The sequence below is a fragment of the Marinobacter sp. PE14 genome, assembly GCF_053566155.1.
This window is the reverse complement of the sequence record NZ_JBQXNY010000001.1, coordinates 788,162-813,874: the sequence shown is the minus strand read 5'-3', so window position 1 is coordinate 813,874 and position 25,713 is coordinate 788,162. Positions and strand designations below refer to the sequence as shown.

Annotated in this window: 23 protein-coding genes; 1 reads left to right on the top strand and 22 read right to left on the bottom strand. The window is 50.2% G+C overall.

All coding sequences use genetic code 11. The features are described from left to right. Positions 1–2: 2 nt before the first annotated feature. On the top strand, positions 3–956 hold the full coding sequence (locus tag ACWJ62_RS03900) for a diguanylate cyclase (RefSeq protein WP_449285005.1): 954 nt from the start codon (positions 3–5) through the stop codon (positions 954–956). A gap of 37 nt (positions 957–993) precedes the next feature. On the opposite strand, the gene ACWJ62_RS03895 is transcribed toward ACWJ62_RS03900, so the two are convergent. The 22 genes from ACWJ62_RS03895 to ACWJ62_RS03790 all read right to left on the bottom strand — a co-directional run bounded on the left by ACWJ62_RS03895 (position 994) and on the right by ACWJ62_RS03790 (position 25,684). Next, on the bottom strand, positions 994–1,362 hold the full coding sequence (locus ACWJ62_RS03895; protein ID WP_449285004.1) for a histone-like nucleoid-structuring protein, MvaT/MvaU family: 369 nt from the start codon (positions 1,360–1,362) through the stop codon (positions 994–996). A gap of 142 nt (positions 1,363–1,504) precedes the next feature. Beyond that, the gene (locus ACWJ62_RS03890) at positions 1,505–2,896 is read right to left on the bottom strand and encodes an MBL fold metallo-hydrolase RNA specificity domain-containing protein (RefSeq protein ID WP_449285003.1); all 1,392 of its coding nucleotides are present in this window, start codon (positions 2,894–2,896) and stop codon (positions 1,505–1,507) included. A gap of 43 nt (positions 2,897–2,939) precedes the next feature. Beyond that, entirely contained in the window at positions 2,940–4,193 is a 1,254-nt protein-coding gene (gene wecC, locus ACWJ62_RS03885) for a UDP-N-acetyl-D-mannosamine dehydrogenase (RefSeq protein ID WP_449285002.1), read from the bottom strand. 13 nt (positions 4,194–4,206) lie between these two features. Further along, positions 4,207–5,340, bottom strand: a complete 1,134-nt coding sequence (gene wecB, locus ACWJ62_RS03880; RefSeq protein WP_449285001.1) for a non-hydrolyzing UDP-N-acetylglucosamine 2-epimerase — start codon at positions 5,338–5,340, stop codon at positions 4,207–4,209. Positions 5,341–5,414: 74 nt separating this feature from the next. Further along, positions 5,415–7,349 carry a polysaccharide biosynthesis protein gene (locus tag ACWJ62_RS03875; RefSeq protein ID WP_449285000.1) on the bottom strand — a complete coding sequence of 645 codons (1,935 nt, stop codon included), beginning with the start codon at positions 7,347–7,349 and terminating at the stop codon, positions 5,415–5,417. Between the two features lie 83 nt (positions 7,350–7,432). Continuing rightward, on the bottom strand, positions 7,433–7,990 hold the full coding sequence (locus tag ACWJ62_RS03870; RefSeq protein WP_449284999.1) for a sugar transferase: 558 nt from the start codon (positions 7,988–7,990) through the stop codon (positions 7,433–7,435). 51 nt (positions 7,991–8,041) lie between these two features. Next, entirely contained in the window at positions 8,042–9,208 is a 1,167-nt protein-coding gene (locus tag ACWJ62_RS03865; RefSeq protein WP_449284998.1) for a nucleotide sugar dehydrogenase, read from the bottom strand. A 34-nt stretch (positions 9,209–9,242) separates the two neighbouring features. Continuing rightward, positions 9,243–10,199: an NAD-dependent epimerase/dehydratase family protein gene (locus ACWJ62_RS03860; RefSeq protein ID WP_449284997.1), complete on the bottom strand. Its 957-nt coding sequence runs from the start codon at positions 10,197–10,199 to the stop codon at positions 9,243–9,245. Positions 10,200–10,207: 8 nt separating this feature from the next. Then, positions 10,208–11,155 carry a UDP-glucuronic acid decarboxylase family protein gene (locus ACWJ62_RS03855; RefSeq protein ID WP_449284996.1) on the bottom strand — a complete coding sequence of 316 codons (948 nt, stop codon included), beginning with the start codon at positions 11,153–11,155 and terminating at the stop codon, positions 10,208–10,210. A gap of 1 nt (position 11,156) precedes the next feature. Then, complete coding sequence (locus ACWJ62_RS03850; protein ID WP_449284995.1) at positions 11,157–11,936, bottom strand: glycosyltransferase family 2 protein; 780 nt, start codon at positions 11,934–11,936, stop codon at positions 11,157–11,159. A gap of 14 nt (positions 11,937–11,950) precedes the next feature. Beyond that, the gene (locus ACWJ62_RS03845; RefSeq protein WP_449284994.1) at positions 11,951–13,072 is read right to left on the bottom strand and encodes a hypothetical protein; all 1,122 of its coding nucleotides are present in this window, start codon (positions 13,070–13,072) and stop codon (positions 11,951–11,953) included. Beyond that, entirely contained in the window at positions 13,069–14,001 is a 933-nt protein-coding gene (locus ACWJ62_RS03840) for a hypothetical protein (protein ID WP_449284993.1), read from the bottom strand. Before ACWJ62_RS03840 ends, ACWJ62_RS03845 begins: the two co-directional genes overlap by 4 nt. Before the next feature lie 118 nt (positions 14,002–14,119). After that, the gene (locus ACWJ62_RS03835) at positions 14,120–14,818 is read right to left on the bottom strand and encodes an acylneuraminate cytidylyltransferase family protein (RefSeq protein WP_449284992.1); all 699 of its coding nucleotides are present in this window, start codon (positions 14,816–14,818) and stop codon (positions 14,120–14,122) included. After that, positions 14,815–15,861: a nucleotidyltransferase family protein gene (locus tag ACWJ62_RS03830; protein WP_449284991.1), complete on the bottom strand. Its 1,047-nt coding sequence runs from the start codon at positions 15,859–15,861 to the stop codon at positions 14,815–14,817. Before ACWJ62_RS03830 ends, ACWJ62_RS03835 begins: the two co-directional genes overlap by 4 nt. Before the next feature lie 44 nt (positions 15,862–15,905). After that, on the bottom strand, positions 15,906–16,520 hold the full coding sequence (locus tag ACWJ62_RS03825; protein ID WP_449284990.1) for an acetyltransferase: 615 nt from the start codon (positions 16,518–16,520) through the stop codon (positions 15,906–15,908). 5 nt (positions 16,521–16,525) lie between these two features. Continuing rightward, complete coding sequence (neuB, locus tag ACWJ62_RS03820; RefSeq protein ID WP_449284989.1) at positions 16,526–17,590, bottom strand: N-acetylneuraminate synthase; 1,065 nt, start codon at positions 17,588–17,590, stop codon at positions 16,526–16,528. 5 nt (positions 17,591–17,595) lie between these two features. After that, complete coding sequence (neuC, locus tag ACWJ62_RS03815; protein ID WP_449284988.1) at positions 17,596–18,762, bottom strand: UDP-N-acetylglucosamine 2-epimerase; 1,167 nt, start codon at positions 18,760–18,762, stop codon at positions 17,596–17,598. Further along, positions 18,759–19,919: a LegC family aminotransferase gene (locus tag ACWJ62_RS03810; RefSeq protein ID WP_449284987.1), complete on the bottom strand. Its 1,161-nt coding sequence runs from the start codon at positions 19,917–19,919 to the stop codon at positions 18,759–18,761. Before ACWJ62_RS03810 ends, neuC begins: the two co-directional genes overlap by 4 nt. Continuing rightward, positions 19,912–20,898 (bottom strand): NAD-dependent 4,6-dehydratase LegB, encoded by a 987-nt coding sequence (locus ACWJ62_RS03805; RefSeq protein WP_449284986.1) that lies wholly within the window; start codon positions 20,896–20,898, stop codon positions 19,912–19,914. Before ACWJ62_RS03805 ends, ACWJ62_RS03810 begins: the two co-directional genes overlap by 8 nt. Positions 20,899–20,934: 36 nt before the next feature. Continuing rightward, the gene (locus ACWJ62_RS03800) at positions 20,935–22,170 is read right to left on the bottom strand and encodes a lipopolysaccharide biosynthesis protein (RefSeq protein ID WP_449284985.1); all 1,236 of its coding nucleotides are present in this window, start codon (positions 22,168–22,170) and stop codon (positions 20,935–20,937) included. Then, complete coding sequence (locus ACWJ62_RS03795) at positions 22,167–23,147, bottom strand: Wzz/FepE/Etk N-terminal domain-containing protein (protein ID WP_449284984.1); 981 nt, start codon at positions 23,145–23,147, stop codon at positions 22,167–22,169. The genes ACWJ62_RS03800 and ACWJ62_RS03795 overlap by 4 nt, the downstream gene beginning before the upstream one ends. Beyond that, positions 23,147–25,684, bottom strand: coding sequence for an SLBB domain-containing protein (locus ACWJ62_RS03790; RefSeq protein ID WP_449284983.1), 2,538 nt, complete (start codon positions 25,682–25,684; stop codon positions 23,147–23,149). Before ACWJ62_RS03790 ends, ACWJ62_RS03795 begins: the two co-directional genes overlap by 1 nt. Positions 25,685–25,713 lie beyond the last annotated feature (29 nt).

The window sequence follows — 25,713 nt, the reverse complement described above, 5'->3', positions numbered from 1 at the left end:
TCATGGCCATAGAAGAATCTGAAGCCAACTCCTTTCACTGGCTGATGGACATGCTGGAATCCGTGGAAGTCGGCCTGGTGGTCCTGGATCTGGATTTTAGAGTTGAAGTCTGGAACGGATTCATGGAGAACCACAGCGGAATCACGGCAAGCAGGATCCAGGGTCAGGTATTGTTCGATGTATTCCCGGATATCCCCCAAGCCTGGCTGACCCGAAAAGTAGACGCCGTGGCCTTACTTAACACCAAAGCGTTTACCTCCTGGGAGCAACGCCCTTACCTGTTCCAGTTCCGCAATACCCGGCCCATCACCGGCACCGAAGAGTACATGTTCCAGAACCTCACCATCAGCCCACTCTCCGGCACCACGGGCGAAGTCAACAAAGTGTGCCTGATGGTTTACGACGTTACCGACATTGCCAGCAGCAAAATGGCCCTGGAACGGGCCAACGAACAGCTGGCCAAACTGAGCATGACAGACCGCCTGACCGGCTTGCTCAACCGGGGCACCTGGGAAAACCTGGTGGACGCCGAGTTCGAACGTTTCCGCCGCTACGGCCACACCACCAGCCTGGTGATGTTTGATATTGACCACTTCAAGCCGGTTAATGACACCCACGGCCATCTGGCAGGGGACGAAGTGATCAAACACACCTCTAGTCTCACCCGCAATGCCATCCGCCAATCCGACAGCGCTGGCCGCTACGGTGGTGAGGAATTCGGCATCATACTTCCGGAAACCGACGCCGAAGGCGCACGCATCATCTGCGAACGGATACGGGAAAGCATTGAACAGAGCGTTGTGGAAACCAGCGTGGCACCAATCCGCTATACCATCAGCATTGGCATTGCCCAGTTAACGGAAGAGCCTGAAAACTATATGCAGTGGATGCAGAAGGCGGACGAGGCGTTGTATGCGGCAAAGGAAGGTGGTCGAAACCGGGTTGTGGTTGGTTAACAGCCCCTCTCCCTGAAAGGAGAAGGGCCAGCTGATATCAGTCCTGCTGCCAGCTCTGTACAGCTTCCTTACCGTGCTTCTGACGCCATTCGTTCAGCGTCTTGTGATTGCCACCACGGGTCTTGACCACTTCACCGGTGTGCGGGTTCTTGTAAGTCTTCATCGGGCGCTTCGGGCGGGTGCCAGCGGTTGAATCGGCCTTCGCCCCAGACACTGAGGGATCAATTGCAGAAAGAATCTGCAGTACGTCCTTCGGTGACTTGTCATACTCCTTCATCAAGGCACGAACCTTGTTTTCAAACTCCAGTTCACCTTTCAGAGCCTGATCTTCTTCAAGCTTTTCCAGCTCTGCAGCAAGCTTTTCCATAAGCTGTTTTTTCTGGTAATAATCGTTAATCTTTGCCATGGAATTAAAACCTTATTCAAATAGGGGTTTTAAAAACTTAATTGGAGTTGACCAAAAGTCCGGAAAATAATAAATGAATAGTCCGTGCATCGCAAAGTTTATTTATTTAAGAGTCATTAACTCCGAAAATCCTGGAATTGATTTAACTGTCAGCAGGAATCAAAACATTGGAGTATCCAAGTCTGTCCAGCTCCTGTTTAAATATATGCTTGGCGCTTTTATCTCCGTGAACAATGCGGATTTCACTTGGGCCTTGTGAAATACTCTTGATAAACCGGAGCAAATCCGATTGCCCCGCATGGGCCGAATATCCGCTTACTTGATGAATCCGAGCCTGGATATCATACCGATCACCATCGAGCTGAACCCATCCGCCTCTGGGACCGTATTTCAAAATATCACGCCCTGGAGTACCTGCAGCCTGATATCCCACGAACAACACATCGTTTCGCTTATCACCCAGCATCACCTTGAGGTAATTCATTATGCGACCGCCCGCACACATGCCTGAGCCGGCAAGAACCACGCAGGGACGATGGGAGCGGGTCAGATAATCCACAGCATTCAGGTGATCTTGGTGAGAATTGATGACCGTAAGTTGCTCAAAAGAGAGCGGATGCCGGCCTTGGCGCACCAAGTCTGTAGCCTCGGAATCCCAGTAGGGCTTCAAATCCCGATATATCCGCGTGAACTCTGCGGCCAGAGGTGAATCCACGACTATTTCCAGGTTATTCCAAAGCTCTCCGCCAAACTCATGAATCAGACTTTCAATCTCATAAAGCAGCTCCTGCGTCCGGCCAATACTGAACGCAGGCACCAAAACCGTCCCACCATCTTCAAGGGCATGCTCCAATACTCCCTTCAACCGGTAACGGCGCGTTTCCCGGCCCTCGTGATCCTTATCGCCATAAGTACTCTCAATCACCAGCCGATCCGCCCGTTCCGGCGATTGCGGGGCTGGTAACAATGGCGCGTGAGGCGCTCCAAGGTCACCGCTGAACACAACCCGCTCCTCAATCTCCCCTTCATGGGCATCGCACTCCACATACGCAGAGCCAAGAATATGCCCAGCTCTCTGAAGCCGAACCGACAGCGAGCAATCACCCTCAGCAAACACCGAATGCCACTGGCCATAAGGCACCGGCACCAGGCGGGAACGAATCAGTCCCAGAACCCGTTCAATCAATTGCCGGTCACGGGTGAAGCCGATTTTCAGGGCATCTTCCAGAATTTCCGGCAGCACAATGGCCGAGGGTTCGGAACAAATGATGGGGCCGTCAAACCCCGCTGCCAGCAAATAGGGGATGCGCCCGACATGGTCGATATGCACATGGGTGACGACCAAAGCCCGGATATGATCAATGGGGAAATCAATGGAAAGATCAGAAGCGGAAGCCCCGCGGCCCTCGTCCTGGCCCTGAAACAGGCCGCAGTCGATGAGAATGCCACTCTTTTTGGAACCCTTAGCCAGGGACAGCTCATGGCACGAGCCGGTTACGCCGGAGGTGGCGCCGTGATGGGAAATACTGATCATTTTGACATCCTTGTCGGGGTTGGCTTCCAAGCCAGTAACGGTTTTACCAGGTACCTCTGGTATCCACGATAATGCCTTGCTGTGGCCTCACCCGCTTGAACTCCGCGTGATCAACCAACAGAACGTGTATATCTGCCTCTTTCAGGGCGTGATCGACGGTAACCAGCTTTTCTCTGGCGAGCCACTCGGGGAGCCTTCGTATATTTGGCTCCACCAATTGAACAGGGCCACCGTGCTCAGCGAGCAAGGCCCGGGCAATGTTCAATGCCGGACTTTCACGCAGATCATCAATATCAGCCTTAAAAGCCAAGCCATAACAAGCCACGGTCACATCGCGGATGCTCTTATCGGGATTATCACGCAGATAATCAGCAATCGAAGCTTTGACCTGGTCGATCACCCATCGCGGCTTGTCATCATTCACGTGACGGGCAGTCGTAATAAGGCGGCTCTCTTCAGGCGCGCTACTCACAATAAACCAGGGATCAACCGCAATGCAGTGCCCACCAACACCCGGGCCGGGCTGCAGAATATTGACCCGGGGATGTCGATTCGCCAGCCGAATCAGTTCCCAAACGTTTATATCCAACGCGCCACAAATAACCGATAGCTCGTTGGCGAAGGCGATATTGACATCGCGGAAGCTGTTTTCAGTGAGCTTACACAACTCAGCGGTGCGCGCAGTGGTGAGTACGCATTCGCCTTTAAGAAACACTTTATAAAGATCGGCGGCTGCAGCGGCACACCGCGTTGTCATGCCACCAATAACCCGGTCATTCTGCACCAACTCACGCAAAATCTGGCCAGGCAAGACACGCTCCGGGCAATGGGCCACGCGAATATCGGAACTCTCACCAACTTGCTGGGGGAATGTCAGGTCTGGCCTTTCCTCTGCAAGCCAGGCGGCAACCTGTTCTGTTGTGCCCACAGGAGAAGTGGATTCCAGAATAACCAAATCCCCTTTCTTGAGAGCTGGCGCAATCTTTCTGCTCGCGGCTTCCACGTAGGAGAGATCTGGATCGTGACGATCGCCCTTGAAGGGCGTTGGCACCGCAATGAGAAACGCATCCGCCGGCTCTGCCTCAGAAGTGGCCCGCAGATACCCCTGCATTACAGCGGCATTCACCACCATGTCCAGATCGGGCTCTACTATGTGAACCTCACCCCGGTTTATCGAGTCCACCACCTCCTTGTTCACATCCAGACCAAAAACCTTGAACTTTCGGGACGCAAACACGGCCGCCGTAGGCAGGCCTATATACCCAAGCCCTACAACGCAAATCGTACCAACCGCCATATCTTTAACCTCTCTACCATTCCCTGTGTGACAGGACTTCTACAATGCGATCACTGGCCTTGCCATCCCCGTATGGGTTGTGGGCAAAAGCCATTTCCTTGTACGCCGCCTCGTCGGTCAGCAGGCGCTCGACCTCACTTACAATCAAATCGACATCAGTACCCACCAGACGAACCGTGCCCGCATCCACCGCCTCAGGGCGCTCTGTGGTTTCACGCATCACCAGAACCGGCTTGCCAAGAGAGGGTGCCTCTTCCTGTATACCGCCTGAATCGGTCAGGATTATGTGAGACCTATTCATTAAATAAACAAACGGTAAATAGTCCAGCGGCTCAATCAACCGAATGTTATCAATGCCCCCAAGCAGCCGCCGTACAGGCTCCTGGACATTGGGATTCAAATGAACCGGATACAAGATCTGGCAGTCCGGGTATCGTTTCGCTACTTTCGCAAGCGCCTGGCAAATTCGCTCGAACCCTCCGCCGAAGCTTTCTCGTCGATGGCCAGTAACCAGAATCAGCTTCTTATTGCTGTCCAGAAAATCGAAGCGCTCTTCAAACCCCGAACGCAACTGGTGATCAGCATCCACGCGCGCAACCACTGTCAGGAGCGCATCGATGACCGTGTTTCCGGTAACCTCTATGTGGGAAAGTGGAACACCTTCCCGTGTAAGATTTTCAGCCGATTTAGGCGTGGGCGCAAAATGTAGCCGTGTGAGCACGCCTGTCAGCTTACGGTTCGCCTCTTCCGGCCATGGCGAATAGAGGTTGCCCGTGCGCAATCCCGCCTCCACATGTGCTACCGGAATCTGTTGATAATAGGCAGCAAGTGAAGCCGCGAAAGTAGTAGCCGTGTCGCCGTGAACCAGCACGATGTCCGGCCGAGCCTTCGAGAGAACGTCTCGCATTCCCGTCAGAATACCTGTCAGCACATCGGTGAGATCCTGCCCGGGCTTCATGATGTTCAAATCAAAGTCGGGCTGAATGCAGAAGAGTTCCAGCACCTGGTCCAGCATTTCCCGGTGTTGGCCAGTTACACAAACGCCCGCATCAAAGCGGGCGTCGGCGGCTAGTTTAAGTGCAAGCGGAGCCATCTTAATGGCTTCAGGGCGAGTTCCAAATACACAAAGAGTTTTGATCTTATCCATAATCAAGCGATGCGTTCCAAAAGCGAACATCTGCCAGCAACGACTGCCAGTCCCTGTTCAGTTACCTAACGAACTCACTGATGAAGCTGTCTCACCTTTTCTACTTGAAAGGGTATGACATCTTTGGCGCCATTGCACCACACAAGATCGGCAACACTTCCATTTGGCGCAAAACCAGTGGGCGCATTTTTCAGGATATCGACAATGCCCTGGCAATCGAATTCATGACTGGCCCGAATCAATCCGTTGAGCGTCTGCTCCACTTCCTCCCACGGCATAGAAGCTTCTCGAGCCATCATGATTCGGGGATGGGCAGTGCCTTGAGGATTATCGCCAATCAACAACTCCTCATACAGCTTCTCTCCCGGCCGCAGTCCGGAGAACACAATCTCAACATCTCCATCCGGTCGGTCATCCGTCTTCTCCACGAGACCCATAAGATGAATCATTTTGCGAGCCAGATCCGCAATCTTCACGGGCTCGCCCATATCCAGCACAAACACCTCTCCACCCTGGCCCATACTGCCAGCCTGCAAAACCAACTGGCTCGCCTCCGGGATGGTCATGAAATAACGAATGATGTCCGGGTGCGTTACTGTTACCGGTCCGCCGTCACGAATCTGGTCTCGAAATAATGGAACCACAGAACCGGATGAGCCGAGGACATTCCCAAAACGGACCATAGAGAAAATGGTCCCGGACTGTCTTTGAGCCAACCCCTGAAGCACCAACTCCGCCATCCGCTTGCTGGCACCCATAACGTTGGTCGGGCGCACTGCCTTGTCCGTAGAGATCAGGACGAATCGGTGCACTCCAGCTGCGATTGCAGCCTCCGCCACGTGGAAAGTACCGAAAACATTATTCTGAACACCCTCAATCACATTATGCTCAACCAGTGGCACATGCTTGTAGGCAGCGGCGTGGTAAACCGTTTCAATGCCAAAGCTCCGCATGACCGTTTCACAACGCCTGCGATGGGTAACACTTCCAAGCAAGGGGTTTATCTCCACCCCTAACCCCTCAATGGAGTTCAGTGCCTGCAGCTCACGCTCGATGGCATAAAGTGAGAACTCCGATTGTTCAAAAAGCACTAAACGAGCCGGCCTGTGACGAATAATCTGCCGACAAAGTTCGGAACCGATGGAACCACCTGCACCCGTAACCAATACAGACCGGTTATACAGGCTTGCAGCCACCTGGGCGTTGTCTGGCTGAACGGGATCCCTGCCCAGAAGGTCTTCTATCTCCAGATCCCGGATATCGTTGATTCGTGCCTGTCCTGCCACCAACTCTGACATGGTGGGAACGGTCTGCACAGGAATGGCCAGAGGCTCAAGCCTCTTGAGTAACCGCTTGCGATCAATGCCTGAGTCAGCATCCAAGGCCAACAGTAACCTTTTAATTCGGTGATCTTTTACAACGCGCTCAATATGGCTGATGTCGTAAACCGGGATACCATTAACAAGTGCTCTGTGATTCGCCTTCAAAAGAGAGATAAACGCGCACGGATGGTACTCCGTGCCCTGGTCAAGCGCGTTAGCGAGCTGGAGCCCGGTTTCTCCGGCACCCACAATGCCAACATACTGCTTATTATTGTGCTTCGGTCGGTTCACCAACATGCGCACTGTCATGCGAGTACCGCTCACGAAGATAAACGCCAGTGCGCCGTAAATTATGGGAACGGAGCGAGGCACCAGCACCTCAAGCCAGTACCCAAGCAAAATCAGGGTAATCGCAGATACAAAGACACCAGTGATGACCGTGATAAAAGCCCGGTCGCTCAGATAACGGATCACCGCCCGATAAAGACCCAGCTTAACGAATACCGCAATGGTAATAGCGACGGTGAGACCCGAGACGATGAGCTGGCCCCGGTCGGGCACCCAGAACTGCTGGTCCAGGCGAAGCGAAAACGCTGCCCAAAGAGCAAAAAACAGCACGGCGACATCTGCGAAGACCGAAATCAGTCTCTTGTGAACCCGGGAAAGATTCAGAAATCTCTGGAACATGGTTTTCCTTTACCAGCTAAAAAATACAAGGCACTCGATATTATAAGACACAAGGAGCGCAAACGATGCTTTGAACCAGCCAATCAGTGTTTTCCGGGCACCCTGTCTCCGGCGCCCTTCCCTGAAACAGTCATCAAAATATATTTGAAGTAGGCCGACACAGTCAGATTCTGAAGCATTTTCTGATCCGTCTCTGCCAGGAGTGTTGGCGTAGACATATCAATGTCGTTCACCTGGGCAAGTCCAGTAATACCCGGCCTGGCTGCCAAAACACCGCGTTTTTCACGCTCCATAATGAGCTCTTCCTGATTGAAGAGACACGGCCTCGGGCCCACAAGGCTCATTTCGCCTTTCAGCACATTCCATAACTGCGGCAGTTCATCCAACTTGGTTCGTCTCAGAAAGCGACCGAATGGTGTAATCGCAGCAGGGCTGGCAAGGTGACTGGCTACAGACAGTGTTTCTTTGCTCATCGTGCGGAATTTAACCAGGGTGAACGGCTTTTTGTTTCGGCCCACCCGCTCCTGCATGAAAACAGGCGAGCCCGTGTCAAAGAGCCCGACAACAACCAGTAGAAGCAGCAAAGGAAGGCCAACAACCAAACCTAGTAGCGCAAAAAAAACATCGAAAGCACGAATCACGTAATCTCCTTGGTGACGGAAGGAACAAGCTCCAATCGGTTCTGTTCCCGATTAATCACTGCCGAACAAATCGCGAGTGTAAACTCTATCTTGAATATCTGATAATTCCGGCACCATGCGATTGGAAATGACTACATCGCATCTTTGCTTAAATTGATCCAAATCGTTTACGATCTCCGACCCATAAAACTGATCTTCATCAATCACCGGCTCATAAACGACTACCTCAATCCCTTTGGCCTTGATCCTCTTCATAACACCCTGGATCGCCGAAGCTCGGTAATTGTCCGACCCTGACTTCATGATCAAACGATAGATACCAACACAGTTAGGCTGTTTCTTTATTACGGCCTCCGCAATAAAGTCTTTTCTCGTGGTGTTGGCATCTACTATCGCCTTGATCAAATTCTGAGGCACATCCGAATAGTTAGCCAGCAATTGCTTTGTGTCCTTTGGCAGACAATAGCCTCCATATCCGAATGAAGGATTGTTGTAGAAGTCGCCAATCCGTGGGTCGAGGCATGCTCCATTGATAATCTGCCGACTATCCAACCCATGCGTCTCCGCATAGGTATCCAGCTCATTAAAAAAAGCGACTCGCATGGCGAGGTAGGTGTTGGCAAAAAGCTTGATGGCTTCAGCTTCTGTAGATTCTGTAAATAGTGTTGGGATGTCTTCCTTCAGCGCACCATCGCAAAGCAACTTGGCGAAGATTTCAGCCCTCTCCGAGCGCTCGCCGACGACGATCCTTGAAGGGTATAAATTGTCGTAGAGGGCCCGACCCTCTCGCAGAAATTCGGGAGAAAAGACGATATTTTCCGTTCCGTACTTCTCTCTAGCCATCGCGGTAAAACCTACCGGAATAGTGGATTTGATTATCATCAGCGCCCCCGGATTTATTTCGAGGACATCCGAAATCACCGACTCCACGGTTTTCGTGTTGAAATAATTTGTTTCAGGGTCGTAATCTGTCGGCGTCGCAATTATGACAAAATCGGCATCCTCATAAGCGAAGGTCTTTTCGGTGGTGGCCTTGAGGCTGAGCTTTTTGCTTATCAAAAAAGACTCAATTTCTGGATCCTCTATCGGCGACAGCCTCTCATTCACCATGCCAACGCGCCTGTCATCGATATCCAGAGCAATGACATCGTTCTGCTGAGACAGCAAGACCGCATTTGATAAACCAACGTACCCTGTGCCAACCACTGCAATTTTCATTTTCATTTGGGTCCTAATTCAAAATTCGTTTCGATCACTGAGACTCGTAAAAGAGTTTGCCGACTGTCTCCAGTTCTGACCTGGTATTTTCGCAAGGAGCCCATCCAGCAAGCCTTCTCGCCTTCTCATTGTCGATCTCCAAATCGCAGAAAAGCTGTGTGTACATTTCTCGCTTCCCTAACAACCTCAAAGCAATAGCCACAAGCGACGCCGGAACGGGAATGAGCCTTTCGGACCTATTCATTCCACGCCTCAGAGCCGACACGATATCTGCGGTTGAGACGGCTGAGGAATCCGCTACAACGAAGGCCTGGTTTCCAGCTTCGGTGCTCTGAATGCAGGCAATAAGGAAATCTGCCAAAGTCGCCACAGATATCAGACTGCGGCGGTTTGAACACTTACCAAAAGGGAGCGGAGCAGGAGAATTCGCGAGCCGAAGAAGACTTCCAAAGTTCCCCGGCGCTTTCGCGCCATAAACAAGCGGAGGGCGAACAATTGCAAGTTCAGAAGAACCAACGCCATCGAAAAGGCGGACTAGCTGCAGCTCTGCCTCCATTTTTGATTGCGTATAAGGAGAGGCGGGGCTAAATGGCGTGTTCTCAGATATTGCCGCCCCCTTGGTCGCCGTCCCGTGCACGCCAATCGAACTGACAAACACGAAACGCCGAACACCGGCTTGAATCGCTGCCTCGGCGAGCCTGATCGTCACATTCACATTGGCTCGCCTGAAGCCATCCAGTTCCTGACGTTCGCTACCGCCCTTCCCATGTGCCTGGCCAGCCAAATGAACAACCGCATCGATACCCCCTGAAAACAGGTGTTGCAGATCGTCCGTTTCCAGATCCAACTTTCGATATGCCAAACCTGAGAGGCCTTTTAAGTCGCCGCCGCGGCCAACCGCCACAACGTCCTTTCCAGCAGACGCCAGTCGGGCGCATAGCTCCCGCCCGACGAATCCCGTAGCACCGGTAACGAGAACCCTATTTGTCATGGAACAACTCAGTCCAGATCTTTAATTGAGAGCAAATCATCGAAATAGGTAATTGTTTTTCGCAGGCCGTCATCAAGCTTAATCGCAGGTTCCCAACCCAGTTCGGCACGCGCAAGTTCAATGTTCGGCTGACGCTGTTTTGGGTCGTCTTGTGGGAGGGGTTTGAAAATCAACTCGGAAGACGAACCAGTCAATTCAATCACGCGCTCCGCGAGCTCTCTAATAGTAAATTCACCTGGGTTACCCAAGTTAACCGGGCCGGTGAAGTCTTCCCGTGAATTCATCAAACGAACGAAACCATCGACCAGGTCATCGACATAGCAGAAGCTGCGGGTTTGCTGCCCTTCCCCATAGATCGTTATGTCTTCTCCTTTCAACGCCTGAACAACGAAGTTACTGACGACACGTCCATCGTTGGGATGCATCCGAGGACCATAGGTGTTGAAAATCCGGGCCACCTTAATTGGAAGGTTATGCTGCCTGTAGTAATCAAAGAACAGCGTTTCTGCGCATCGCTTCCCTTCGTCGTAGCAGGACCGTATTCCGATTGGGTTAACTTTACCCCAATAACTTTCGGGCTGGGGGTGTACCTCCGGGTCGCCATACACTTCGCTGGTAGACGCTTGGAAAATCCTCGCTCCCAATCGTTTTGCAAGACCCAGCATGTTGATCGCGCCGTGAACACTCGTCTTCGTAGTCTGTACCGGGTCGTGCTGGTAGTGTACCGGAGAGGCGGGGCACGCCAGGTTATAAATCTGGTCGACTTCTACATAAAGAGGAAACGTAACGTCGTGCCTCATCACCTCAAAGTATGGATTACTCATAAGATGGGCAATATTTCGTTTTCGCCCGGTAAAGAAGTTATCCACACACAATACATCGTGCCCCTCCTGAAGCAAACGTTCACACAAATGAGACCCCAAAAATCCAGCACCACCAGTAACCAAAATTCTCATGCTACATTCCTTTTTTAAAAAACCTGAAATACACGCCGCCCAAAACATGGGACGCCGTAAACAAAAGCGATGTAAGAGGTCCTCTACCTTTAAAATTATTGTGAACCATGAAAACCTTCTTCATCATCCTGAGCTTTGATCCAGATATCTGGCCTTCACTTCTTCTATAATAAAGAAGTGGTTCTTTTATCTTTTTACAACGAATACCTGAATTTAAAATACGAAGCCAACAGTGAAAATCTTCAACTGCTTTATAATCCGGAGATTCTTCGAAAGGAAACTTTTTGAGCAGACTTTTGGACACCAGAACACTCGAAGTCGGAATCTTCGCCCGCAAAGATTGACTTATAAACCTGACACTTTTAACAGTAATTTCAGATACGTCCTGAAACGCGATAACCGAATCATCCACAAAATCGACCATTGATGAACATGAAAACGTTTCCTGACTTGAATCGACAAGCTCAATTTGCTTCTCAAGTTTCTGAGGGTGCCAAATGTCATCAGAGTCCAAAAAAGCGATGCAATCAAAACGGGCATTCTGAATCCCAACATTTCTAGGCCCAGCCGGCCCCCCAAAATTCTTGTTTAGTCTCACCAAACGAATGCGACTATCCTCTTTAGCAAGCGCCTCAACGAGCTCACACGTCTCATCAGAAGAAAGATCGTCAACGACTATCAGCTCCCAACCATGAAAGGTCTGATTCTGAACTGAGGAGATAGACCGAACAATGAATTTGGCAGCGTTATAGGCCGGCATTATGACACTAATCATTCCCATACCAGTCGAACCTTTCACGAATTAACATAAAACTGACGACAATCAGAAGTTTTTCGCCTAAAGAAAATATAAAAAACTATCATGTAGAACCCATAGTCAAATAAATTGAAAAAATAGACCACATCGAGGACGCTTCGCAAATAGACAACAAAAAACAATGACAAAAACAAAAATTTTCGATCTTTTATCAAGAAAACCAAAGAAAGAGCGGACAATAAAAAAACAACAAAAATGCTAAAACCCAAATGACTGTGAAGACGAAGCAAAGAATTGTGAGGATTGCCATCATATATTTCATACTCCTCAATCAAACTCAGATCCCTACCAAAAATAACCTCATATACATTAATCGTATGAAAGTAGGCTAAATTTAACGCCACCCTCGGCGTTTCAAAACCAGACTCAAAATTCGTATTTGAGGCGATGTAGACTAAAATTTCTGAAAAAAAGTAGGCGGATCCAAAGATAAGTACCAATATCGAAAAAATAAGAAAAAGAATTCGCTTCTCCGCGATTGCCACTATGAGAAGAATCAGAAGACTTATAACAATTCCAGTCCTCCCAAAAAGAAAGAAATTTGCGACAACTTGACCGATAATGGGTAGCAAATTGACCTCGCGCCCACGGACTCTTCTGCTCACTATGTACCCAATAGTCAAAGCAATAAGTATCGCCGACAACACATTCCTACTTGAGCCTGCCAGAAAATCGTTAAAGCTTTCTGGATCGTAACCAAAGAAAGCACCTAAGACAATAATCCATACCAAAAGAATATAAAAAGGAAGCTCTAAAGCTAAATATGAAACTCTCGCATCAATAATTGCATACACAACAATAAAATTAGATGCCATCACCAGAAAAGTAAAAAGGGACTTAAAATTTGTGGAATACCAATTGAAAGACGAAAATATAAAACAAATTGCAACGAGAAGAAGAAGCAAAGACTGATTATTAAATCTCAATCTTCTACCGAATACAGAAAAAGTTGTTAATAGAATTACTACGGAAAGTATTGCAGCAACCCTAAAATATAACTGCCCCCAAAAAAAGGATAAGAATGCCAAGGTGACGTATAGAAGCAAAGTTACGATCACACTGAATCTAAATATATTTACTTTAGACACCGCCTTGGTCACCGCAACCTCATTAAGCGGCCACCAGCTTCAACAGCATTGCATAGCGTTTCCTGAATTTTCAAAGCTTCATATACATGTACAACACTAAAAAACCGCTTTTCATCAAACGACTTGCAACCCGTAATATCAAAATAAAATACATCAACTCCATTGAATTTTTCTAGAATAAGAAATATCGCGGTAGAATAAAATGAAGCAACGACCTTTGGGAAATTGTCAAGCCGCGACTCAAGGAAATCCTCAACACTATTTTCGCTACGCATGATAGAAACATCCCCATTAACTAGAGGGACATATTCTTCACGATGAGGAAAATAAAATATATTTGAAAAACCTTTTTCTTTTAACCCCAAAACAACCTCTTCAATACACAGCTTATGATCTTCTTTCGAAAGAACACCGCATTCTGAGAGTGGAGCTCCGACGATAAGGGCATAATCCGAGAATTTGGCGTTATTTTTAATAAACGGAAAATAAATTATATTTTCCGACTTTTCGGCTAAAATCCTGAATCTAGTTATCCAAGTAGCACCTTCATCTTTTAAACCATCAACTTTTTGTAAAGCCGAAAAGCTATACGCCCCATCATCAACAAAATAGAGTGGGCCGCTCAATATAGGTTTGACTAAACGATAAATAATGCTCCTCTGATCACCAACGACCACGTTACTCGCACGAGTAAAGTAAAAACTGACGATCGCTAACACATATATAACTAAGAAACCTTTTGAAAGACCCTTCTTCGGTAACCTGACAGCCGTATATTTGATTCGGTTCGCTGTCGCTACTTGGAGCATTTCGTTATCATTCTTTTTCACACCATTCAACCGAATGATGTAATGACAACTCGAAATGCCTCGACTCGATAAAAAATCGAGCGCATTTCTTAACTGGAAAGCGGACTCTACATATACCGACCAATCTAACAAATCGTTTTTCCTTTCCATAACAAAAAAAGCTTAGCGAACACGAGCATCGTCAATTCAACTGAATGAGGAGTGAGCCCATATAAACCAGAAACAGCATCTTTCATTGCAATAGCTAAATCTATTTCTTAGAGAAATTGTTAGCTATCACTTCAGCTAACTGAAAGTCGAGCTCTGTATCAATATCTATTGAGTTTATAGACTTCATGATATAAGCCTTCGACTTTATGCCTTCACTATATATCTTGCCTAGCTGCTTAGCCACGGAGGATTTACAAAAATAAATTGCTCCGTTCAAGCGATAGTAAATATCAAGCTCTTGGGATCTCTTAATGTCAATAGATTTAACGAAACCGGTTAGAGAATGGTCAGGTGGAAGCGTGTTACACAATTGAATCGGATGCTCCATTTCACACACCGAAACTACGGCATCTAAGTTTTCTGATGTCAAAAGCCTCTCTGAATTAATAATATCCCCAGCTGTCCGCAATGGCGAGGTAGGTTGCAATAGACATACATAATTGACCGTACATCCCTCTGTCTTCTCAAAGACATCGATAAAATTGGCGAGTGCGCCCGCTGTCGTCGATGTATCTGAGGCGAACTCTGCCGGGCGCATGAACGGCACTTCGGCACCAGAGCGCAAAGCGATGTTTGCTATTTCTTCGCTATCAGTACTGACGCAAACTCGATCAAATACCTTACTCTCTACGGCAGCATCAATGGTCCATTGTATAAGAGGCTTTCCACCAAGTAATTTAATATTCTTGCCGGGAAGACGTTTACTACCCCCTCTTGCTGGAATCACAGCCAATCTCATAAGCGATCCACTTCTTTCTGCGCCCGTCTGAAGTCGTCCATCCTTCCTATATCCAACCAATATTCATGTACCGGGAACATGGATACCTTTTTTCCAGCAGCCATCTGTTTTTCGAGAAGTGTCGGCATATCGACCCGCTCTCCTGGATTGACTTGCTTTAATAGTTCAGGGGAAACCACGTAAATGCCAGCGTTGATAAAGCACTTCTGAACGGGCTTCTCCTCCATGCTCCGGATATAGCTACCATCTGTCTGCACAACACCGTATGGGACTTGGTGCTCATACTCCCGTACGCACATTGTCGCCACGCTGTTATGTTCTACGTGAAAGTCGAGGAGGCCTCGGTAATTTACGCTTGTGAGTAAATCACCATTCATCATGATTAACGGGAGATCAACCTCATGCTTCGGCAACAAGCCCAAAGCACCTCCTGTCCCAAGTGGATCCTCTTCATGAACGTACTCTATATTAACGCCCCACTGGGAACCATCGCCGAAATGATCTCGTATCATTTCAGGTAGATAATGGGTGGAGATGAAAAAGCGATAAAATCCTGCGTTAGCCAAGCTTTCAAGAATAAGTTCCAGAATTGGCTTATCACCGACCTTGAGAAGGGGTTTCGGGCATTCATTAGTCAGAGGCCTCAGGCGCGTCCCAAAACCGCCCGCCATTAGGAATACCGGATTGGCAACCGTTCGTCTCTCCATCAATCCGTGCAATGTTTCTAGACCGACCACACGATGTTCTTGGTCTAGCAATGGGATCTGGAGCAATTCTAAGTCTTCCATTACGGCGAGAATTTTCTCTTTAGACCAACCTATCTCTGCAACGTGAGGCGTCGAACACATTACCTCGCTAACAGGCGCATCCAGCCGCACATGCTTTAACAGGGCGCGACGGATATCCCCATCGGTCAGAGTACCCTTTAGCCGCTCAGCCTCATCCACTATCAAAGCGATTCGAAGTCCGCCTCTATCGAGAACGGCAATGGCGTCTTCGAGCGGTAAATTCGGCTGAATTAGAATGTTCTGCCACTTTTTCATGTGTCAAGTAATCCGTTTGCAAAATAATGTTGGTGTTGCGGTGCTTAAATAACGTCTTTGGCTGTCAAAGACCCGGCTTTGATAAATGTTCTTGGCGCCACGGTCACTCCGTGGGTAATCGTTGCGCCGGCACCAATAAAGCTACCGGCACCAACACTTACATCGCCACAAAGGGTAGCGCCGGGAGCCAGGTGGCAATGCTCCCCTAGACAGGAATCATGGTCGACGGAACTGCGGGTGTTAATGATCGTATTAACTCCGACACGTGCGCCCGGCTGTACAACACATCCCGCCATAAGCTGAACGCCATCGCCCAGGGAAGCGTCGTGAGACAGCCAGGCAAAAGGATGGACGAGGGATGGGAAGTGAAAGCCCATTGCTGTAAACCGCTCGAACACTCCCTGACGAATGCGGCTTCCTGGCATCATCCCAATTCCATTGAGTAACAGAACTTTTTGAGGGTTTACCTCGGACAGATATTCATCCCCTCCGAGAGCCTTCAAACCATTCCAGATCTCGTTGCATGCTCCCTGAAACTTCGGATCGCAGACGCCGAGAATATTGGCACCGCACAGTTCAGCCAGTTCCCGAACAACCTTCGCATGCCCGCCCGCCCCGATTAAAATACAATCTCTCGACGTGAGGTCGGCTGCCAACATTTGGGTCACTCTGGCACATCTCCCTCTGAGTGGGATTCTGAGGCAACTTTGCCCACCATATCCCAAAGCCCCATCGGAGAAACCCCTCGTCCACAGCGGGCCGTGGATAATGCGCCTCGCTCGATTTTTTCGCCTTTTCTAACTGGCTCGCAAAAAATCACCTGCTGCCGTGCTGCCTCGCGGGTATCCCACTCGCTGGGCTGCGGTTTCTTAATACCGTTACCGAGGGCCCGCTCAACATCTCGTACGGTGCGCACCAAATCGCAAAGCTCATCCGGCTCAAGAGAAGCCCTGTGATCCGGGCCTGGCAATGTGCGGTCCAGCGTGAAGTGCTTCTCAATAATGGTTGCTCCGAGTGCTACGGCAGCTGTAGGTACAACCAGGCCCTGCGTGTGGTCAGAGTAGCCAACAGGCAAACCGAAAGCGTTTGCGAGAGTCCCCATTGCTTTGAGGTTTACTTCCTCCATCGGCGTGGGGTATTGCGAAGTACAATGAAGCAACGAAACCTTGCCTTGCAGAGACGCCTGAACCTCCGGATTGCTCCAGAAGCGCCACACCTGCTCAAGGCCTTCCGGCTCTTCTTCGTGAGCATAGCCAAATGCGACGATGGCAAGCGCCTGCTCAATTTCGCTCAGCGTCGCCATGCCTGTAGAAATGATCAGTTCCTTGCCAGTTTGGGCAAAAGCCAGCAATAGCGGACCATTGGTAATCTCCCCAGAAGGGATCTTGTAATAGGGAAGGTCCAGTGTTTGCAGAAAAGCCAGGCTCTGGAGATCAAAGGCCGTTGATATAAATGTTATATCCAGTTCCCGTGCGTAGCGCTGGAGCTCGAAATGCCACTCGGTTGGCAATTCCAGTTTTTTCAGCATAGCGAACTGGCTTTCGAGCGCATCCGTGGTCGCTTGCTGATATTTCGCCTTTGGCGCCGTAAGGGCGGCCAATCGTTCCGCGTTGAAGGTCTGGAATTTTACGGCATCGGCACCTGAATCTGCTGCCACTTTGACCAGCTGAAAGGCCATGTCGCGATCGCCGTTGTGGTTAACTCCTGCTTCTGCAATTACTCTTACCATTCAAATCATTCCTCATGGGCCCAGGAAATGTCATGAAAGCGTTTCGCCCCAGTGGCCCGCTGACTTTTCAGAACATCGACAATCCTCGTCGAAGTATCACCACTGCCATAGGGATTCTCGCAAGTCTCTGAAGTCTTCTTGGCTGAAGGTGAAAGTGCCTGACGGATAGCCCCGATAATGCTATCTCGAGATGTTCCAGAATGAATGACTGAGTCTGCTGCAAGCCTTCCTTTTTGACGCACACCAATATTCACCGTGGGTCTTTTGAGAGAGGGAACCTCAATGACACCACTGGAAGAATTTCCGATCACACCGTCGCTAAGGTCAACCGCGCTCAGGTAGCACTGCATACCAAGCGAGGGTACCGCGAACACTCTGTCGGGGTGCGCAGTAGCGAATTGTTCGAGCATCTGAATCAAACGGTGCCCGCCATTGTCGGAATTGGGATAGGTGAGCAAAACCTGATGATCCGGAAATTCGTCAAGGGCTGACAAGAGGTTTCTGAAGGTATCTTCGCTATCCTCATTCCCCGCAGTTACCGGATGATACGTCACGAGGAAAAACGGCTGTTTGAGATCAGTCTGAAATTTCTGGTTAATGGTGTTCAACGGAACACGCGGGACCGTGCAGATATTCTCAATTCCCAATGCTCCTACGTTCCAAACGTGCGCGGGGTCCTCGCCCATCTGAATGACCCGTAGCCTGTACTCTTCGGAAGCGGCAAAATGAAAATGAGACAGCTTGGTAATCGCATGCCGGATCGGGTCATCATACGCGCCCTCCGTTAGCTCGCCCCCATGGAGGTGAGCAATTGGAACGCGCATCACCGCAGCCACTTGCGCAATTGCAAGCGCTTCATAGCGATCACCCAGAATCACCAGGCAGTCAGGCTGGAGTCGCTCCAACGCATCTGCAAACCCAAGGACCCCGACACCCATAGATTTGGCAACGCCACAGCTGGTGTCAGATGCCAGCAACATTTCTATCTTGGCATCAATAGTAAACCCATCGTCCTCTATCGTTCGCCAGGTCTCTCCAAACTGAGGTGAGAGGTGCATACCGCTTACGATCAACTGCAAGTGCAGCTCTGATTGCTGCTCCAGTTTTCTGAGTAAGGGGTACAGCAAGCCATACTCTGCCCGGGTTCCGGTGAATACTGCGATCTTTTTCATTTCTGAACCGGCTTGACGCTGCTGGGAAGATTAACCAGGCGCTCGGCGATGCTCCTTGAGGTGCGCAGATCTCCCCGAGTGCAATGGGCGTACATTGGAAGGTCGCACATGAGTTGCCAGACTGGGCGGGTCATTACGTTGCTGGCATTAGTAAGCTCAAGCAGGTGATCTCTTGATGACTGGTCCGGACAGAGCACCGCGTTCAACCAGAAGTTGCTCCTGCATCCATCCGGCTCGTCTACAAACTGAAACTCGGTGTCTTTGAGGAGCTGTCTATACTCCCCTGCCAGGGCCCTCTTCTCAGCCAAAAACTCCGGTAATTGCTCCATTTGGGCAACACCCAACGCAGCATTGATGTTGGGCAACCGATAGTTAAAACCTACCTCATCATGAACATATTCATAGGGGTGCGGCTTTTTGGCGGTTGTCGTGAGATGCTTAGCTCGCCGGCCTGTTTCCGCATCACAGAGAATCATGCCACCACCACCGGTAGTAATGATCTTGTTTCCGTTAAAGCTCACCGCTGCCAGTTTACCGAAGGAGCCGGTGTGACGGCCCTGGTAAAAGCTTCCCAGCGATTCTGCAGCATCCTCAACCAAGGGAATGCCCCATTCTTCGCACACGCGCACCAGTCCGGCGAGGTCAGCCGGGTGGCCGAAGGTGTGCATGGGCATGCATGCGGAAATCTTCCTGCCGGACGCCCGAACAATGCACTCCTCCGACTCATTCTTGCTGGCGAAGTGTTCCAGCCAGCTTTCTAGAGCAGCAGGACTGAGCCCGAGAGTCGCCTCATCCACATCTATGAACAGTGGTTCTGCATCGCAGTAGCGTATGGCGTTACACGTGGCGACGAAGGTCAGTGCCTGAGTAATTACAAGGTCTCCCGGTGAAACGCCAGCCAATCGGAGGCTCACGTGGAGTGCTGCGGTTCCATTTACTGTAGCGACCGCTGCTTCTGTGCCAGTGTAAGCAGCCATATCCTGCTCAAAGCGATTGACAAACTCCCCAACACTGGAAACAAATGTCGAATCGATTGTGCTGGCAACATAAGCCTGCTCGCTTCCCTTGAACACCGGCGCGTGCAGCGGAATGAATTCGTTGGTTCCGTAGTGGTTCTTCACGAATTCAACAAGCCGATTTACCGACACTTCAGACATTATAAATTCCAGCCTTGTAGTGCTTCAGATTGTCCGGGTTTGTAAACCACTCTACGGTTTTCCTCAAACCCTCCTCAATTGAATGCTCGGGGGTAAAGCCGGTCAGATTTCGGATCTTGGCGTTCTCTCCCCACAGACGGAACACCTCCGATTTTCCCGGGCGAATTCGCTGTTCATCGGTAATGAATTCGACATCGCTTTGCATAATCTCGCGAATCAGCTTCAGGGTATCGCCGACCGAAATCTCGAAGTTCGAGGCAATGTTAACCGTTTCACCGATTGTTTTCTCAGAGTTCGCCAGCGCCAGAAAGCCCCGGCAGGTGTCTTCCACATAATTGAAATCCCTGGTGGGCGACACATCGCCGAGCTTGATTGACTTCTGGCCAGCAGCAATCTGGGTAATAATAGTGGGAATCACCGCTCTGGCGGATTGCCGCGGACCATAGGTGTTAAATGGGCGGGCGACAGTCAGCGGCAGGTCAAACGCATTGTAGAAACTCATCGCCATCGCATCAGCGGCGATTTTGGATGCACTGTAGGGAGACTGAGGCTGAACCGGGTGTTTCTCATCAATCGGAACATACTGGGCAGTGCCATACACTTCACTGGTGGAGGTGTGAATCACTCGCTTCACACCATTTTCAAGCGCTGCCTGGCAAATATTCAGTGTTCCTTTAATGTTAGTATCTACATAACTATCCGGTGCTACATATGAGTAGGGAATCGCAATCAATGCGGCCAGATGGTAAACAATATCTACACCCTTGGTGATATGCTTGCAGTAATGTGGGTCACGAACATCACCGTTAAGCACCTCTATCTGGTCCAAGCAATCGATATTCTCAAGCCAACCCCAGTAATTGAAGGAGTTATATTGAGATAAAGCCTTTACTTTATAGCCTTCTCGAACAAGAAGTTCAGTAAGGTGAGACCCGATAAACCCATCAGCGCCGGTTACCAAGACAGTTTCTTTCATCATAATAAGGATCCAATTCCGAGATTCCAGAAGCAAGCTTTATGCGAGCAGAAGTTCTCTGCGCGTAGCGAGCCATTTCCAATATTTCAGGGCTGTTGCAGTAGCACTCCCAACAAGCATTGCAACAGTGACAGCCCAATATTCAGAGTGCGAAGCCAGTAGGAATAGTGTCAGTGCCGCAACTATTAAACCTGTAACGTTTGCGGCAATGATGCTGCCATCCCTTGTCGTAGTGTAGAGCCCATACTGAAATACATAGCCAATGATAAAAATGGCCATTGCAACGATCACTGCTGCGAATAAAGGAAGGTTTTCAGCGTAGACTCTTTCCTCAAGGAGAGGAAAAACTGTAATTCCCGCCAGCCCGGCACCGGCCGTCAAAACCGCAAGCCATAAGACCGACTGCCTTGCCAACTTTCGGTACGACACCTGAAACTCTCCAAGATTTTTCTCTTTGTACGCCTTCATCATTCTCGGGTAATAGAAAACAAAGACACCTGACTCCATAAAAGAGAGCATCGCGGAGGCAACTCCCATGTAGACACTGTACGCCCCCAGGAGCGCTAACCCGTTCAGCGCCTCGAAAGCATAGCGATCGAAAGTAAACAAAGACCTGACGGCAACTGAAGACAAGAGCAAGGGGACCGCAATGATCACCCCGGTTCTTACCCAACGCCAATCTAGCCTGGAGAATGCCCCCGTCCAATCGAGCTTCAACAGTGGCCACACGCCAATAAGTATGCTGCTGAAAGTACCTATAATCCAGAACAGCAGCAGATCAGAAATATTTCTGAATTCCGGGTCCAGCCACATGGCGAATGTGAAGCATATCGCCCAAAGTGCCTGCTTTATAAAGATGATCAGAGTTGCCAATAAGGGCTTTTCAATTGCAACCAGCAGCCGCATCAATTCGGTTGAAAGATGCTCCAGAACGATCAGAAAGACGAAAGACGCCATCACTGCCCAGGGGAGCATTCCCATCACAAAAAGAATGCTAGAGGCTGGCAGGACGACAAGATACATCAGGCAAAAGAAGGCCAATTGACTAGTCAGTAGACCCGACCACTCGGACTTTGGCCTCGCGACCATGTCGCGGGTACTGTATGCATAAAACTCGAAACCTACAAAGTAAATGGAATAAAAAACTGTGACTGTAATCAGGCCGTACAGTCCGACTTTTTCGGGTGGTAGAAACACGGCCAACGACAGAATAAAAACGAACTTTACAGCTAATGTCAAAGCCCTAAGGCTCAGATTGAGCAGACGGATCCTCATGCGTGCTGATCGGTCTCTCTAACCGTCTGTCTTGGTCCATTCGCTACAAAAAAATACGCAAAAACCATAACGACGCCCAACATCGCCCCTAACATCACCGAAAGCACAACAATCAGACCGCGTTTTGGCTCACTCTTCTCTTCGGGAATAACGGGAGGATCGACGGTCTCAAATACATATTCTTTCTGAGCATTTGCCAACATCACCGTGCGGGTTTCACTCTCGATCAACTGGTAAAACACCTGCTGCATTCCAGCAACGTTCGTATCATTCAATTTGTCTTCGAGATAGGAAATCCTCGCGTTCGATTCAGCGACATCTTTGCGACGCATGTGCTCATTGATATCCGCAACCAGCCACTCAGCCCATTGCTGCGAAGCTACCGGAGATAGACTTCTCACTTTTAAGGTGATCATTCCATTATCTTTATTTTCGCTGACACCGATATGCTCCTCTTTAAAGACTTTCACAAGCTCCCAGTCACTGGGCTTGAACGTTTTTCCTGATTCATCTGCGAGCCACTGGTCGGTGTCAGGATCGTACACATCTCTGTCGTAGATCCAGGATTTACTGGTTTCACTCCAGCCCAAGGTACCGAGCAGAGGTACTTCAAGCTTGTGACGCTTTACAAAATCAGTAAGAAACGCCCTCGATTGCAATACCTCTTTTGCAATCACTGTCTGGTTTGAACTGCCACTACCAATGTTTATGCCAGCGAGGCTGGCCAAACCACTCAGCTGACCGCTGATACCGCTTAAAGACCCTTCCTCATTCGCAGGTGCCAGCAAAACGCTGGACTGATATATGTTGGGTTTGTAAAGAGCATAGGCAATGCCTGCAACTGCAAAGACCAGAGTAACCCCGAGGATTAACCACTTACCTGCCCAAAGCGTTGTAAAGACGACGCGAAGGTCGATTTCATCATCTCCGCGCGGCCGTGCCTCGGGTGCCTCTTTTATTCTTTCATAGCCAGACATTACAAATTCCCCACTGCTGCAGCACCAAGAGCCATCTGGTAAACGATTTGGCTAACATTGGACCAAAGTTCAAGCTGATTCAGACGGTCTACGTCAATCGGCATGATAATCGTATCCCCCGGTTCCAACTGCTGGCTCCGGCTTCCGAACCATCGGCTTTTCTCAGGAAGCATTACCGACCCGTCTGCCTTCACAACGTACACCCTGCTCTTATCGGCCTGGCGCGTCGGCCCGCCGGACCGATCAAGGTAGTCATCCACGGTCAGGCCGGCCTGGTGCAGGTGGCTGGTGGGGAATTGCACCTCTCCGAATACGGTGACTGACTGGGGAATCGTTGGAACGGTCAACGTATCGCCGTCCTGAAGGCGGATCGCCTGATAGCCCTCGTCGCTCACAACCGCCTCAAGGTCAACCACCATGCGGCCAACCGGGCGGCTGCTTTGAACATCTTCAAGCAGTTCCTCAACCTGCTGCGCCCGGTCAGCACTCTGGCCACTCAGCCCATCGCCTTCAAGCTGAACACCGAGGAGATCTCCTTGCAGGCGCTCTTCCGCCTCACGCAGTCGCTGTGCTTCCAACTGACGCAGCTTGGCCCGGGTAAATACCGCGCCTCTCGGGAAGGCGTTGTCAGTAAGGCCGCCAGCACGTTCAATCACTTGTTTCAGGGTCTCCCCATCCCGGAATGTGTATTCGCCCGGGTAACGTACCTCACCTTTCAGCTCAATAGTGCTAGTTTTCGCGAACTCCGGGATAGATTTGATCAATATCCGGTCGCGACTCTGGAGGACAAGGGTGCCATTACTGTCCATGGCATCGGCCAGATTCACGTTGAGGATCTTGGTCTTGCCGATGCCATCGTCATCGGTGGTGTAACGCGCCACTTCTGCATTGGAGAGCGATGCCGAGTCCTTCAAACCTCCGGCTACGAAAACTGCATCCGCAAGCTGCCTGGAGGCTGGTAGGGGATATTCACCAGGATATCGAACGGGCCCTGTTATCTGAATGGTCCTTTGTGGCGATGAAGGTGTTGCTTGGCTCTTCAAGCGACGAATCACTGGTTCAAAAAGACGTTCACGAGTGAACTCGCGCCGTTCTTCATCCTCGATCTCGTCGCTCTTCTCGGGAAGCTCCTCTTCGCGCTCCACTTTTCCAGCATCGGAGAAGATCAGCAGCTTATCTTTTTCCTCCAGCTGGAAATCGAACTCACTACCCGGATTTTGGACGGCTTTTCTCAACCTCAGGTTCAGCACTGAAATCGTATCAGTGGATTTGTCGGTGCGAACAATAGCCGCGTAACGCTTGTCAGCCATGGGGGTCAGATCCGCATCAATATTCCTGATAACTGAACTCACCCGCATACCGGGCATCCAGGCAAAACGGCCCGGGCGCGTGACCGCACCGGCGATCTCAACGTATTGACCAGTGATATCGGAGATTGACGGAATATTCACTCTGTCACCGGCCTGGATTCTTGCTTTCTTTCCTTTGGCAACTGTGTAATCGGCCTCAGCGATGATCCTGAGAAAATCTTCGTTAGTCCGCTCTATATTTATGCGCTGGGGATAGGCCTGCGAGGTAAGGCCACCGGCCATGCCAACGAGGTCCGCCAGAGTGTTTTCGTTTTTTAGCTCGTACAATGCGGGGCGGTATACTTCACCATCAATGCCAGCGCGCTTGCCCACCGGTGGGATAAAGATTACGTCGCCCGGCTGCAGGCGGTTATCGTTGGAACTGTCACCCTCGAGCAGTAACTCATAAAGATCCAGCGTGCCCACAAGCTTGCCGTCGCGTTTGTGTTGAAGGTTCCGCAAGGAGCCGGTTTGTTTGATGCCACCAGAGACGTACAAGGCATTGGTAATGGTAGAGAGAGAACTGACTGAATAGGAACCGGGGTTACGGGCCTCCCCAAGCACGAACACCCGCATGCTGCGCAGTTCGCCCAGGGAGACACTGGCCTGGACACCAATGTATTGCTCAGATACCTGCTTGCGGATTTGCTGCCGCGCTTCATCAAAGCTTAGCCCTGCTACGCTCATGGGGCCGGACTGGGGGAAGCTGATGGTGCCATCCCGGCTGATGGGCAGGTCCAGACTCTGGTTTTCCTTACCCCAAAGCTGGATTCGCAATACGTCACCCGGGCCGAGTGTGTACTCGGAAGGAACAGGGATCTCTGTCACCGGGGCGAACGTGGTTGGGCTGCCTCTGAAGAGGTCATAGCCGAATGGTTTCAGGCCTCCGTTTTTATCCGCAGCTTCCTGCTCATTCTCCTCCTCTTCTCTATCTCTACTCGCCCGACCCCTCTCCTCGTCCGTAATACTTGCAACCGGCTCTACTACCTGAACGTCTCGAGGGCGCTGATTGCGCTGCCCCGAGGATTGTATCTCGTCCAGATCGACACCGTACTGCCTGGCCAGCGCTTCCTGCTGGGCCCGGGGCAGGCTTTGGAACTGTTCGATCTGGGACTGGCTGATGGACTGGGCGGTTGCTGCTACGGGGAGCAGCATGGCCAGGGGGAGTAAGAGATTCTTAAGCTTCACAATTAGAGATCCGGCGTTTTGGTTCAATC

Bases quoted from the DNA above. Each gene is read 5' to 3' on its own strand.
- ACWJ62_RS03900 (WP_449285005.1), top strand. From the start codon at position 3: ATGGCCATAGAAGAATCTGAAGCCAACTCCTTTCACTGGCTGATGGAC.
- ACWJ62_RS03895 (WP_449285004.1), bottom strand. From the start codon at position 1,362: ATGGCAAAGATTAACGATTATTACCAGAAAAAACAGCTTATGGAAAAG.
- ACWJ62_RS03890 (WP_449285003.1), bottom strand. From the start codon at position 2,896: ATGATCAGTATTTCCCATCACGGCGCCACCTCCGGCGTAACCGGCTCG.
- wecC (WP_449285002.1), bottom strand. From the start codon at position 4,193: ATGGCGGTTGGTACGATTTGCGTTGTAGGGCTTGGGTATATAGGCCTG.
- wecB (WP_449285001.1), bottom strand. From the start codon at position 5,340: ATGGATAAGATCAAAACTCTTTGTGTATTTGGAACTCGCCCTGAAGCC.
- ACWJ62_RS03875 (WP_449285000.1), bottom strand. From the start codon at position 7,349: ATGTTCCAGAGATTTCTGAATCTTTCCCGGGTTCACAAGAGACTGATT.
- ACWJ62_RS03865 (WP_449284998.1), bottom strand. From the start codon at position 9,208: ATGAAAATTGCAGTGGTTGGCACAGGGTACGTTGGTTTATCAAATGCG.
- ACWJ62_RS03860 (WP_449284997.1), bottom strand. From the start codon at position 10,199: ATGACAAATAGGGTTCTCGTTACCGGTGCTACGGGATTCGTCGGGCGG.
- ACWJ62_RS03855 (WP_449284996.1), bottom strand. From the start codon at position 11,155: ATGAGAATTTTGGTTACTGGTGGTGCTGGATTTTTGGGGTCTCATTTG.
- ACWJ62_RS03850 (WP_449284995.1), bottom strand. From the start codon at position 11,936: ATGGGAATGATTAGTGTCATAATGCCGGCCTATAACGCTGCCAAATTC.
- ACWJ62_RS03835 (WP_449284992.1), bottom strand. From the start codon at position 14,818: ATGAGATTGGCTGTGATTCCAGCAAGAGGGGGTAGTAAACGTCTTCCC.
- ACWJ62_RS03830 (WP_449284991.1), bottom strand. From the start codon at position 15,861: ATGAAAAAGTGGCAGAACATTCTAATTCAGCCGAATTTACCGCTCGAA.
- ACWJ62_RS03825 (WP_449284990.1), bottom strand. From the start codon at position 16,520: ATGTTGGCAGCCGACCTCACGTCGAGAGATTGTATTTTAATCGGGGCG.
- neuB (WP_449284989.1), bottom strand. From the start codon at position 17,590: ATGGTAAGAGTAATTGCAGAAGCAGGAGTTAACCACAACGGCGATCGC.
- neuC (WP_449284988.1), bottom strand. From the start codon at position 18,762: ATGAAAAAGATCGCAGTATTCACCGGAACCCGGGCAGAGTATGGCTTG.
- ACWJ62_RS03810 (WP_449284987.1), bottom strand. From the start codon at position 19,919: ATGTCTGAAGTGTCGGTAAATCGGCTTGTTGAATTCGTGAAGAACCAC.
- ACWJ62_RS03805 (WP_449284986.1), bottom strand. From the start codon at position 20,898: ATGATGAAAGAAACTGTCTTGGTAACCGGCGCTGATGGGTTTATCGGG.
- ACWJ62_RS03800 (WP_449284985.1), bottom strand. From the start codon at position 22,170: ATGAGGATCCGTCTGCTCAATCTGAGCCTTAGGGCTTTGACATTAGCT.
- ACWJ62_RS03795 (WP_449284984.1), bottom strand. From the start codon at position 23,147: ATGTCTGGCTATGAAAGAATAAAAGAGGCACCCGAGGCACGGCCGCGC.